Annotated in this window: 7 protein-coding genes; 4 read left to right on the top strand and 3 right to left on the bottom strand. The window is 43.7% G+C overall.

All coding sequences use genetic code 11. From position 1 onward, the window contains the following. Positions 1-305: 305 nt before the first annotated feature. From DW173_RS10835 to DW173_RS10825, 3 genes are all read right to left on the bottom strand, one after another. The gene (locus DW173_RS10835) at positions 306-1823 is read right to left on the bottom strand and encodes an MFS transporter (RefSeq protein ID WP_004301500.1); all 1518 of its coding nucleotides are present in this window, start codon (positions 1821-1823) and stop codon (positions 306-308) included. Between the two features lie 328 nt (positions 1824-2151). After that, the gene (kduI, locus tag DW173_RS10830; RefSeq protein ID WP_004324875.1) at positions 2152-3072 is read right to left on the bottom strand and encodes a 5-dehydro-4-deoxy-D-glucuronate isomerase; all 921 of its coding nucleotides are present in this window, start codon (positions 3070-3072) and stop codon (positions 2152-2154) included. Between the two features lie 67 nt (positions 3073-3139). Then, complete coding sequence (locus DW173_RS10825) at positions 3140-4546, bottom strand: PTS galactitol transporter subunit IIC (RefSeq protein ID WP_120144443.1); 1407 nt, start codon at positions 4544-4546, stop codon at positions 3140-3142. 301 nt (positions 4547-4847) lie between these two features. Here DW173_RS10825 and DW173_RS10820 point away from each other — a divergent pair, with 301 nt between their 5' ends. The 4 genes from DW173_RS10820 to DW173_RS10805 all read left to right on the top strand — a co-directional run bounded on the left by DW173_RS10820 (position 4848) and on the right by DW173_RS10805 (position 13753). Continuing rightward, positions 4848-6047, top strand: coding sequence for a glycoside hydrolase family 88 protein (locus DW173_RS10820; protein WP_004315060.1), 1200 nt, complete (start codon positions 4848-4850; stop codon positions 6045-6047). 9 nt (positions 6048-6056) lie between these two features. Next, the gene (locus DW173_RS10815; protein ID WP_120144442.1) at positions 6057-7028 is read left to right on the top strand and encodes a pectinesterase family protein; all 972 of its coding nucleotides are present in this window, start codon (positions 6057-6059) and stop codon (positions 7026-7028) included. Between the two features lie 359 nt (positions 7029-7387). Further along, the gene (locus DW173_RS10810) at positions 7388-9136 is read left to right on the top strand and encodes a pectinesterase family protein (RefSeq protein WP_199722834.1); all 1749 of its coding nucleotides are present in this window, start codon (positions 7388-7390) and stop codon (positions 9134-9136) included. An 81-nt stretch (positions 9137-9217) separates the two neighbouring features. Beyond that, on the top strand, positions 9218-13753 hold the full coding sequence (locus DW173_RS10805; RefSeq protein WP_199722836.1) for a two-component regulator propeller domain-containing protein: 4536 nt from the start codon (positions 9218-9220) through the stop codon (positions 13751-13753). Positions 13754-13766 lie beyond the last annotated feature (13 nt).

Raw genomic sequence — 13766 nt, 5'->3', positions numbered from 1 at the left:
GTTTTTTTCATAGAGATTTAGATTTAAGGTTAGAAGAATTGTGGAAGTCGTGAGACTTCCCTTTTTTTCATCTTAACGTTTACTATACTTCATTATAGGAATGCAAAAACACTGTTTCTAGTGTTTCGGTTAAAAATTTTGCAGGAGGATGATGCAGGATAAGTAAACCTAAAAAGCCTTCTTCGTGAGAAGAGGCTTTTTTATTTTTTCATTTTTCATTTTTTTGAATAATTGGTTAAAACAAAAGAGTAACTCGGCGACGAGTTACTCTTTTGTTTTTAACGATTCTATCTGTTCGAATAGATTTACTCCAATACGATAGGTTTGTATTTCGGAACTAATGCCTTCATGATAACCCAACCCAACAGATAAGCTACTGCACATACGCAGAAGATAACGAAATATCCGGCTGGTTTACCTTCGAATCCCATGAATGTCATGGCTGGGTGTACGAATTGTGCTCCTTGTTCGAGTAATTCTTTTGTCATTTCCACCTCTTTGCCGTCGATCATCGTTGTTCCGGAAGCATATACGAACAAGTTACCTGCCACTTTCTGAAGAATCATAGAGCCTACACCTCCTGCCATACCACCTATACCGGTGATACTTGCAATAGCTGTTCTTGGGAACATATCGCCTACGGTAGAGAATATATTGGCCGACCAAGATTGATGAGCAGCTCCACCAATACCGATTAAGATAACCGGGAACCATGGAGAAACAGTACCTAACGGTTGTGCTAACAGTACAACCAGCGGGAAGAAGGCGAAGATTAGCATCGCTTTCATACGGGCTGCATACGGATTCATACCTGTTCTGTTGATGAAGATAGTAGGTAGTTTACCACCATAGATAGATAACATAGTCACTGCATAAAGCGTAAAGATCAACGCCATACCTAGTGGGTCGGAGGTTTTAATACCGAATTGTGTATTCAGATAAGACGGAGTCCAGAAAAGGAAGAACCACCATACGCCGTCAGTCATGAACTTACCGAAGACAAAGGCCCATGTTTGTTTGTAGCTGAAACATTGCCAGAACTTCATTCTCTTTTCATCTTTTTCATCTGTCATTGGAGCACTGCCTGCTTCGCGATTATCTTGCTCGATGTAGTCAAGCTCTGCCTGATTGACATGTTTGCTTTTCGACGGGGCATCATACATAAACACCCAGAATCCCATCCAGATAAAGCCAAGTCCACCAATTACGATAAATGCCATTTCCCAACCGAACATTTTTGCCAGGATAGGAATGGTAAGAGGAGCGATCAATGCTCCGATAGATGCACCGGCATTAAAGATAGAAGTAGCATAAGCACGGTCTTTTTTAGGGAAGTACTCTGCAGTTACTTTAATAGCAGCAGGGAAGTTACCGGCTTCTCCTAAAGCGAGGATACAGCGGGCGGCGAGGAAGCAGTACATACTGACCGTAGCAATAGTCACTACCACATCTCCTGTGGCACCTGCCAGTTCTGCTGCGCTATGAAGCCCAACTTGTGCTTCTGTAACAATACCACAAACGGCATGAAGACAAGCACCTGCCGACCAGACACCGATAGCCCATAGAAAACCTTTTTTAGTTCCCATCCAGTCGACAAAACGACCGGCAAACAGCATACATATAGCGTATACAATGGAGAAAACAGAAGTAATAGTACCGTAGTGAGATTCGTCCCAGTGGAATTCCGGTTTGATAAATTCATCCCACGTCAATGAGAGAACCTGACGGTCGAGATAGTTAACTGTAGTAGCAAAAAATAGCATAGCACAGATGGTCCATCTGTAGTTTGTCATCTTTTCGCCTGTTTTTTGAAATGCATTCATGATAATGGATTTAAATAGATTTTGTTTCGTTGACAAAGGTCGGTATTTCGACTGAATTTTATTTGTAAAAATTGGTCAAAATCATGTATTATTCGTTGCATTATATATGCTATTTGTTTCAAAGGATATAAAAATGTCTCATAGCATTATCATTTGCAACGTTGGGGGTAATACAGAAAGAAGATAAACGAGTTTGTGAATCAAGAGCAAATGAGTCTAATCTTTTAGACGCAGATGACGCGGATAATGCGGATACTTATTTTTTGATCCGTGCTATCCGCGTTATCTGCGTCTGAAAAATTATATGTCATACAGGAATACGCAACGGTTAGCGCATTTCTGTATATTTGATCTTGTCCATGTCTCCGTAATCGAGGTTTTCACCTGCCATACCCCAGATAAACATGTAGTTGCTTGTTCCGGCAGCAGCGTGGATAGACCATTCCGGTGACATGATAGCTTGTTCGTTCTGCATCCATACGACGCGTTCTTCTTGAGGTTCGCCCATGAAGTGGCAGATAGCATTTCCTTCCGGTACATTGAAGTAGAAGTATGCTTCTACACGACGAGAGTGAGTGTGTGCCGGCATGGTGTTCCATACGCTACCCGGTTTCAGTTCAGTCAATCCCATCTGCAATTGGCAAGGACCTTCCTCAAGTACGTTGTTAACAATCAACTGGTTGATAACGCGGTCGTTGCTTTCTTCCAGCTTTCCGGCAGCAAATGAGTTTGCTTTCAGAGAACCTTTACGTCCGTCGATAGTAATCAATTGAGTCTTGTATTCCTTGTGGGCAGTAGCCGAGTTGATGTAGAATTTGGCAGGATTGCTGGAATCTTTGCTCTTGAAAGTCACTTTCTGCTTGCCTCTACCTACGTACAGAGCATCTTTAAATTTCAGCGTATATTCTTTACCGTCTACGGTTACGATACCTTCGCCACCAATGTTGATGACACCCAGTTCGCGGCGTTCGAGGAAGAATTTAGATTTCAATGGGTCGATTGTTTCAAGTACCAATTCTTTTGTCGCAGGTACTGCGCCACCGAAGATCAGACGGTCGTACATAGAATAAGTAACGTTGATTTCGTTCGGAACCATTACTTTTTCCATCAGGAAGCTACTGCGCAAGCGGTTAGTATCATACGTTTTCACGTCTTGCGGGCTGCAAGCCACTTGCATCTTGTAATTCACCTGGGCGGAGGCAGACATTGCTGCGATACCCAACATCATTGCAATTGCTAATTTTTTCATCTTTCGAGTTTTTTATTGAGTTATATATTATATACTACTTATTATTATCAGTTAAAGGCTTTTCTACTTATTCCTTATTACTGTTCAATGTGTTCTTTGCGTCGTTTCTAGTCATGCGGATACGGTTGTAGATAGCCATTCCGAGTGCCAGTGCCACGAGGATGGCAGGGCCGATAATCTTCAGACTGTAAGTAAGGTGGAAGATACCCCAGCAGAAGAGACTGGAAGCAAAGTCAAGTGCGCCGCCTTCAAAACCGGCGGGGATGTTTACTGTCGGGTCACCTGTTGCTTCGTATACATCTTTAGCAGCCAGTGTGAAGAAGCCTGCCAGTCCTGTTACGAAATACAGACCTACAATCAATGCTACCAGGCCGATAATAAATGATTTCACTACGTTACCTTTTGTAATAGGCAGAATCATCGGGAACAGGTAGAACATACCTGCCAGAGAAGCCAGCGGTAAGAAACGGTTGCCCGGAAGGATAACAGCCAGGAAGATAGTGACAGGGATCAACAGCAGAGATACCACCAGGGTAGTCGGGTGACCGATAACCAGTGCAGGGCTCATACCGATGCTCAAACCGGTGTTATTCTTATATTTCTTAGCAATCAGTTCGCGGGTAGCGTCAGAGATCGGTTTCAAACCTTCGATAAAGAGGCTGGTGATACGTGGAATCAATTCCATCACCGCACCCATCTTGATACCCAGTCCTAAAATGCCCGGAATATTATCCAATACTTCTTTCCAGCTGGCACAACCCAATGCGCCGATACCGCAACCGATTACGATACCCAAGAACAGCGGTTCACCCATCAATCCGAATTTCTTTTTCATACCTTCAGAATCGATATTCAGCTTGTCGAATCCCGGAATTTTATCCAATAGTTTATTGATTACAATAGCAAACGGAACGAAACTTTGGCAGAACGGTTGAGGAATAGAGATACCGTCCATTTTATCATAGAACTTCTGGAAAGCAGGAGCAGTCATATCAGCCATTACCAGTGTAATGATGTAACAGATGATGGCAGCGAAGAATCCCCAATAGATATTGTCGGAAGCGAAGTAGACGATAGCACCGATAAATGCGAAGTGCCAATAGTTCCAAAGGTCGATATTAACGGTACGGGTTGTTTTGGTAAGCAACATTAATAAATTGACTCCCAAGCAAACAGGGATGATGAAAGCACCGACTGAAGTGTTGTAAGCTACCGCCGCAGCAGAAGGCCAACCCATGTCGAAAATTCCCAATTCCAATCCGTAGATTTCAACCATTTTACTTAATGCCGGACCCAGACTGCTGGTGAGCAATGCCGTCACTACTGATAAACCAACGAAACCGACACCAACCAACAAACCGCTCTTCAGCGCTTTGGGAAGTTTAATACCGATACATACTCCTAAAATCGTGAAAATGATTGGCATCATTACTGCCGCTCCAAGACCGATAATGTACTTAAATACTTCTTCCATTCTGTTCTATTTTTTCTCTGTTTTAATGATAAATTACCTGTGTTTCCCCAGAGGGTATTAGTTGTAAACCGTGCCAAAAGTAAGACCTTTTTTGCTTTCTTCCAAAACGAAACTCTTAATTTATGAGATATTGCATCAAAAATGGACATTTTTGACGTTTGCGTGCACAAAATTAGTCGTTTCCGTGCACGAAAAACAAAAAATGCACCTACTTGACTAAAAAATCCCACTGGGTTTGGAGGAAAAACACTACTTTCGTACCGTGAAAAAAGACTATGTTGAATCCTTAAAATAACAAACCATGAGACGAACTCCTTTTTATAATTTTTTTATAGTGGCTTTATTGGTTACAATGACCGCTTCCGTATCGGCACAACAGGTAGATAGCAAGCTTCCCTGGTCTGTGCGACTGACTGAATCGGAAATGATCCGTTACCCCGAATCCTGGCAGCTCGACTTTCAGCCGAAACTGAAGTGGGATTATTGCCACGGACTTGAACTGGGAGCCATGCTCGATGTGTACGACGCTTATGGCGACAAGAAAATTCGTGATTACGCCATCGCGTATGCGGATACAATGGTGCACGAGGACGGAAGCATTACCGCTTATAAATTAACCGATTACAGTCTCGACCGTATCAACTCCGGAAAAATCCTTTTCCGTATCTATGAGCAGACCAAGAATCCTAAATATAAGAAAGCGCTCGACCTGCTTTATAGCCAGTTTGAAGGACAACCGCGTAATGAGGACGGTGGTTTTTGGCATAAAAAGATTTATCCCCACCAAATGTGGCTGGACGGAATTTACATGGGAGCTCCTTTCTACGCGGAATATGCATTCCGTAATAATCTTCCGCAGGACTATGCAGATGTAATCAACCAGTTTGTCACTTGTGCCCGTCATACGTACGATCCTAAAAATGGTCTTTATCGTCATGCGTGCGATGTAAGCCGCACCGAACGTTGGGCGGACCCGGTGACCGGACAGTCGAAACATACGTGGGGACGTGCAATGGGATGGTATGCGATGGCATTGGTGGATGTGCTCGAATTTATTCCGCAGCATGAAGCCGGAAGAGATTCCCTGCTTGATATATTGAATAATGTAGCTGTGCAGGTGAAGAAACTTCAGGATCCGAAGACCGGAGGATGGTATCAGGTGATGGACCGGAGTGGTGATAAGGGTAATTACGTAGAATCTTCCTGTTCCGCTATGTTTATTTATTCGCTCTTTAAGGCTGTTCGTCTGGGATATATTGATAAGTCTTATCTGGATGTGGCATTGAAAGGCTACAAAGGATTCCTGGATAATTTTATCGAAGTGGACAAGAACGGATTGGTAACCATCACCAAGGCTTGTGCAGTGGCAGGATTGGGAGGAAAGGTCTATCGTTCCGGCGATTATGACTATTATATTAATGAAACTATCCGCAATAACGATCCTAAAGCCGTAGGACCTTTTATTATGGCTAGCTTGGAATACGAACGTTTACAAAAGTAATTTCCGACAATGAAAAGGACTATTTTTAAAGGAATGATGTGTTTGCTTCTACTGGGTGTGGGAGCAACATCTGTTTATGCACAACAACAGCAACGCAAAGACACATTAGTCGTGGCACGCGACGGGACAGGGGAGTATCGTAACATTCAGGAAGCCGTGGAAGCTGTCCGCGCTTTTATGGATTATACGGTGACGATCTATATCAAGAACGGTATATACAAAGAAAAACTGGTCATTCCTTCCTGGGTAAAGAATGTGCAATTAGTGGGCGAAAGCGCAGAAAAAACGATTATCACTTATGATGACCATGCCAATATCAATAAGATGGGTACTTTCCGCACCTATACGGTAAAAGTGGAGGGAAATGACATCACTTTCAAAGACCTGACGATTGAAAATAATGCGGCTCCACTGGGGCAAGCGGTAGCTCTTCACACCGAAGGTGACAGACTGATGTTTGTCAACTGTCGTTTCCTGGGAAATCAGGATACTATTTATACAGGAACCGAAGGAGCGCGTCTCTTATTCACAAATTGCTATATTGAAGGAACTACCGATTTTATTTTTGGTCCTTCCACCGCTTTATTCGAATATTGTGAACTGCATAGTAAACGTGATTCGTATATCACTGCAGCTTCCACTCCTCAAAGTGAAGAATTCGGTTATGTATTTAAAAACTGTAAGCTGACGGCCGCTCCGGGAGTGAAAAAAGTATATTTGGGTCGTCCGTGGCGTCCTTATGCGGCAACGGTCTTTATCAATTGTGAGTTTGGTAATCATATCCGTCCCGAAGGATGGCACAATTGGAAGAATCCGGAGAACGAAAAGACAGCCCGTTATGCCGAATTCGGAAATACGGGTGCGGGCGCAGATACTTCCGGGCGTGTGGCATGGGCTAAACAGTTGACAAATAAGGAGGCAATGAAGTATACTCCGCAAAATATCTTTAAGGAAAGCAGTAATTGGTATCCCTATAAATAAAAATACGTAGGTTTTCCGACTGTTTATGCAGCTTGAAATTTTTGTTTCCGGGCTTGGCTCTTTGCTTTCCCTAGCTTAAAACTCCTGTTCCAAGGCAGGAAACTGCAGTTTCCCTATGTGGGAACTGTCGTTTCTCTACGTGGAAACTAGCGTTTCTTCCCGGGGAAACTGTAGTTCCTATGCGTGGAAACTGAATTTGCCTGCGTGCAAAACAGGATTATATAAGGTGTTGCAGATAAACATCTGCAACGGTATCTGCAACAGTATCTGCAACGCTGCAATCAGTTGATTGCAAGTAAGATACAAGCAAAACGTTGCAGGTGGCAGATAAAAACAAAAAATAAAACTCGTAGGAGGGGATGAAGAATATGAAAACACTTAGGGTTAAAATGGTAGGGCTACTTGCAACGGCTCTTATTCTTTTTTCTGCATTTCGTGCAGACAAACCGGTCATCACTATCTTTATGATAGGTGATTCGACAATGGCTAACAAGAAAATAGACGGAGGAAATCCCGAACGTGGTTGGGGAATGGTACTTCCCGGATTCTTCTCCGAAGACATACGGATAGACAATCATGCCGCCAACGGTCGAAGTTCCAAGAGCTTCATTAGCGAAGGACGCTGGGAAAAAGTAATTTCTAAAGTGAAAAAAGGAGATTATGTCTTTATCCAGTTCGGCCATAATGATGAGAAAGCAGACTCTACCCGTCACACCGATCCGGGTAGTACTTTTGATGAAAATCTTCGTCGGTATGTGAATGAAACCCGCGCCAAAGGTGGAATTCCGGTGTTGTTCAACTCTATCGTCCGTCGAAACTTCGTACAGCCGAAGGATGCTGCCATCGCAAAAGATGTCCGCCGCACACCGGGGGAAAAGGAACAACCGAAAGAAGGAACCGTTTTGTTCGATACGCATGGTGCCTATCTGGATGCTCCCCGTAATGTGGCAAAGGAACTGGGAGTGACTTTCATCGACATGAACAAAGTCACCCACGACCTGGTGCAGGGACTTGGACCAGTAGAATCAAAGAAACTATTCATGTTTGTCGAACCCAATCAGGTGCCGGCTTTCCCGAAAGGTCGTGAAGACAATACTCACTTAAACGTATACGGAGCACGAACAATTGCCGGACTGGCAGTGGATGCTATCGGCAAGAAAATTCCGGAACTGGCGAAATATATCCGTCAATTCGATTATGTAGTGGCCCAAGACGGTAGCGGTGATTTCTTTACCGTGCAGGAAGCTATCAATGCTGTTCCCGATTTTCGCAAAGACGTCCGTACCACTATCCTGATTCGTAAAGGAACTTATAAAGAGAAGCTCATCATTCCTGAATCCAAGATTAATATCTCTTTGATTGGAGAAGACGGTGCGATACTGACTTATGACGGTTTTGCAAACAAGAAAAATGTATTCGGCGAGAACATGGGAACTTCCGGTTCGTCCAGCTGTTACATCTATGCCCCCGATTTTTATGCGGAGAATATCACATTCGAGAACTCATCAGGTCCTGTAGGACAGGCAGTTGCCTGTTTCGTATCTGCCGATCGTGTCTATTTTAAGAACTGTCGTTTCCTCGGCTTCCAGGATACCCTCTATACATACAGCAAGCAAAGCCGCCAATATTATGAAGACTGCTACATCGAAGGAACGGTAGATTTTATCTTCGGTTGGTCTACGGCTGTTTTCAACCGTTGCCACATTCATAGCAAACGGGATGGTTATGTCACCGCTCCCTCTACCGATAAAGGGAAAAAATATGGCTATGTATTCTATGATTGCAAACTGACTGCGGAACCGGAAGCCACAAAAGTGTATCTGTCCCGTCCCTGGCGTCCGTATGCACAAGCTGTATTCATCCGTTGCGAACTGGGGAAACACATTCTTCCCGTTGGCTGGAACAACTGGGGCAAGAAGGAAAACGAGAAAACTGTCTTTTATGCCGAATATGAAAGTCGGGGCGAAGGAGCCCATCCGAAAGCGCGCGCTGCTTTCTCCCAACAATTGAAGAATCTGAAAGGATATGAGATAAATGCAGTTTTGGCAGGAGAAGACGGATGGAATCCGATAGAGAACGGAAATAAACTGATAACGGTAAAGCGTTAGGCCCGATTCTGTTAAATAGCCGCTAAAGATTGCATGATACTACAAGTATTTTTCTATCTTTACGCCACAGAACCGAGTGATATGATGAAGAAAACCTTAATTTCAGTAATTCTTTTGTTAGCTATTGCGTCCTCAACATACGCGCAACAGCACTGTTTTTTCACCCACTATTCTACTGAAGATGGATTATCCCAAAATACGGTGATGAACATCTTGCAGGATCACAAAGACAACCTTTGGTTTGCCACCTGGGATGGTATCAACCGTTTCAACGGTTATACTTTCAAAACATACAAGGCCCGTCAGGGAAACTACATCAGTCTGACCAATAACCGCGTAGACCGTATGTATGAAGATCGTTACGGCTTTCTGTGGTTGCTGACTTATGACAACCGTGTCCATCGTTTCGACCCGAAGACAGAGACGTTCGAGCAAGTGCCTGCTGCCGGAGAAGAGGGGAGTGCTTTCAATGTGCATACCATTGAAGTGATGCCGAACGGAACCGTCTGGCTGCTAACGGAAAACGATGGAGCTATCCGCATCCTGACGCATCCGGATGAGAATAATCGCTTGACATGGGATATTTATTCTAGCAAGACAGAACTGTTTCCTTCTTTACATGTATTCAAAGTTCATCAGGATAAAGCCGGCAATGACTGGTTGTTGACGGATAATGGCCTCGGTATGATCCATCCCGGAAAGAAAGAGCCGGATTCTTATTTTACGGAGACAAAAGGAAAGTTTGGCGGAATGAATCAGGCTTTCTATGCTGTGCAGGAACGCGATAAAGATATTTGCTTCGCCTCGGATCATGGACGCATCTGGTCTTATCAGAAAGAAAGCGGAGAGTTTACGTTGATCGAGCTTCCCACAAAAGGACAGATCACCTCCATTCATCCCATTGCACCGGACGTATCCGTTATTACTACCGATTCGGATGGCTTCTTTACTTACAACCTGCGAACAAAAACAAACGTACATTACTCGTTCCTGACTTGTAAGGCGTTACCCGCAAAGCCGATCCTTTCTGCTTATGTAGACCGTTCTTCGGAAGTGTGGTTCGAACAGGAAGAACCGGGTGTTGTAGCTCATTTTAATCCCTCGACCGGAGTGGTGACCCGCGAACAAATTCCTATAGAATACAGCAATCCCGAACGTTCCCGTCCGGCTTTTCATATCCATGAAGACGTAAACGGTTATCTTTGGGTACATCCTTACGGAGGAGGTTTCTCTTACTTCGATCCTCAAAAAAAATGCTTGGTTCCTTTCTATAACGGACTGGGTAGCCGTGACTGGCGTTTTTCCAATAAGATTCATTCGGCCTTTTCCGACAAACAAGGTAATCTGTGGCTTTGTACCCACTCTAAAGGATTGGAGAAAGTGACTTATCGAAATGTACCCTTTGCGATGATGACCCCTATGCCTCATGAACACGAATCGTTGCACAATGAGGTGCGTGCCCTGTGTGAAGACAAACTGGGTAATTTGTGGGTTGGCTTGAAAGACGGTATACTTCGTATGTATGATGCCGGCAAAACTTATAAAGGATACCTCACCGAAAGCGGCACGATCTCTACCACCGGTACTCCCATGTTGGGAACCGTTTATTTTGTTATTCAGGATTCAAAAGGAATCATCTGGATTGCGACAAAAGGAGACGGCCTTGTTCGTGCCGAGCCGACTTCTTCCAACGGAATGTCTTATAAGCTGACCCGTTATCTTCATCGTGAAGATGATATGTACAGTTTGAGCGATAATAATGTATATTGCGTCTATGAAGATCATTATGGTCGTATCTGGCTGGCAACTTTTGCCGGAGGTATCAATTATATCACGGAGAATGAAGCTGGAAAGACATTGTTTATCAATCACCGGAACAATCTGAAAGGTTATCCCATCGATCCTTGTTACAAAGCTCGTTTCATCACTTCCGATAACAACGGACGCTTGTGGGTAGGAACAACTACGGGTGCCGTTGCTTTTGATGAGAATTTTAAGAAACCGGAGGATGTGAAGTTCTATCATTTCTCCCGTATGCCGAATGATACGCAAAGTTTGAGTAATAATGATGTCCATTGGATTATCTCCACCAAGAAAAAGGAACTTTACCTGGCTACTTTCGGCGGCGGACTCAACAAACTGGTATCTATCAGTAAGGACGGTCACGGAGAATTCAAATCATATTCCGTATTGGATGGTCTTCCTTCCGATGTCCTGCTTTCCATCCGTGAAGATAGTAAGCAGAATCTATGGATTAGTACAGAGAATGGAATTTGTAAGTTCATCCCCTCTGAAGAACGTTTTGAAAGTTATGACGAACGTAGTATCACTTTCCCTGTACGTTTTAGTGAAGCCGCTTCGGCATTAACTGCTAAAGGAAGTATGCTTTTCGGTGCTAGCGGCGGAGTCTTTATATTTAATCCTGACTCTATTCGTAAGAGCAGCTATATCCCGCCTATTGTATTCTCCAAACTGACAGTGGCCAATGAGGACATTACCCCCGGAAGTAACTCATTGTTGAAAGTGGATATTGACGACGCTGATAAATTGGTACTTTCGCATAAAGAGAATATTTTTTCCGTTCATTTCGCGGCACTCGATTATACCAATCCGCAAAATATACAGTATGCTTATATTCTCGACGGATTTGAAAAACAGTGGACCTTTGCCGACAAACAGCGTAGCGTGACTTATACGAATCTTCCGAAAGGAGAGTATGTGCTCCGCGTCCGTTCTACCAATAGCGATGGTGTATGGGTGGATAACGAACGTATCTTGGATATTGTCATTCTGCCTTCTTTCTGGGAAACGCCGATAGCATACGTGCTTTATATACTTTTTATTCTGATTATTATTCTTGTGGCCGTTTATATCCTGTTCACCATTTATCGGTTGAAGCATGAAGTGTCGGTCGAACAGCAGATTTCGGATATAAAACTGCGCTTCTTTACGAATATATCCCATGAGTTGCGTACTCCGCTTACGTTGATAGCAGGTCCGGTAGAGCAGGTTTTGAAGAATGATAAATTGCCGGCTGATGCCCGAGAACAGTTGGTGGTGGTTGAACGGAACACCAGCCGTATGCTTCGTCTTGTCAATCAGATATTGGACTTCCGTAAGATTCAGAACAAGAAGATGAAGATGCAGGTACAGCGTGTGGACATCGTTCCTTTCGTGCGCAAGGTGATGGATAATTTTGAAGCTGTGGCCGAAGAGCATCGGATTGATTTCCTGTTTCAGACGGAAAAGGAGCATCTTTATCTTTGGGTGGACGCCGATAAGCTGGAAAAGATTGTATTCAATCTGCTTTCCAATGCATTTAAGTATACGCCGAATGGCAAGATGATAACGATGTTTATCCGTGAAGATGAGAATACAGTTTCTATCGGTGTACAAGATCAGGGAATCGGAATTGCGGAAAACAAAAAGAAGTCCTTGTTTGTCCGTTTTGAGAATCTGGTAGACAAGAATCTGTTCAATCAGGCTAGTACGGGTATCGGACTTTCATTGGTGAAAGAGCTTGTGGAGATGCACAAGGCTACAATTTCCGTGGATAGTCGTTTGGGAGAGGGAAGTTGTTTCAAAGTCGATTTCCTGAAAGGGAAAGAACATTATGATAAGGAAACCGAGTTTATCTTGGAAGATGCGGAAGCTCCGGTAAGGATGGGGCAAGTGGTGGATATAGCCAACTCTTCCATTCAGTCTGAAACGCTGATACCCGATGATTCGGAGAAAATTGAAGCTGTTTATGAGGAAGATGCTGCGAAAGAAGAAAACTCCAAAGAGCTGATGTTATTAGTCGAAGATAATCAGGAGTTACGTGAATTCTTGCGTAGTATATTTTCTCCGATGTACAGGGTAGTGGAAGCTGCCGATGGTAGGGAAGGAGCGAATAAAGCATTGAAGTATCTCCCGGATATTATTATCAGTGACGTGATGATGCCCGAGAAAGACGGTATCGAAATGACGCGTGAACTGCGTGCGGATATGACAACCAGCCATATACCTATTATCCTGCTTACTGCCAAGACTACGATTGAAAGTAAACTGGAAGGATTGGAATATGGTGCGGATGATTATATCACGAAACCTTTCAGTGCTACCTATCTGCAAGCCCGTGTGGAAAATCTGTTGATGCAGCGTAAGAAACTGCAAAGTTTCTATCGGGATAGCCTGATGCATATCCATATCTCTGCCGGTCAGGAGGATGCACCTGTTGCTACGGATGTGCCATCGGCAGAAGAAGACACCTCCGAAACTGTATCTGCAACGCTCGAAATGTCTCCCAACGACCGTAAATTTATGGATAAACTGGTGGAATTAATGGAGCAGAATATGGATAATGGTGAACTGGTGGTAGATGACTTGGTTCGGGAACTGGCTGTCAGTCGCTCTGTCTTCTTTAAGAAACTGAAAACACTAACCGGACTGGCTCCTATCGAATTTATCAAAGAAATGCGTATCAAGCGGGCCACGCAATTAATAGAAACCGGAGAGTTTAATATGACGCAGATTTCATATATGGTCGGTATTAATGATCCACGTTATTTCAGTAAATGTTTCAAGGCGCAAGTTGGAATGACGCCTACGGAGTATCGGGATAAAGTGGGAAGATAATAAGAAAGGCTAT

The organism is Bacteroides sp. AM16-13, assembly GCF_003602705.1.
Lineage (GTDB): Bacteria > Bacteroidota > Bacteroidia > Bacteroidales > Bacteroidaceae > Bacteroides > Bacteroides xylanisolvens.
The sequence above is the reverse complement of the archived record's forward strand: the minus strand, read 5'-3'. Positions and strand labels throughout refer to the sequence as shown.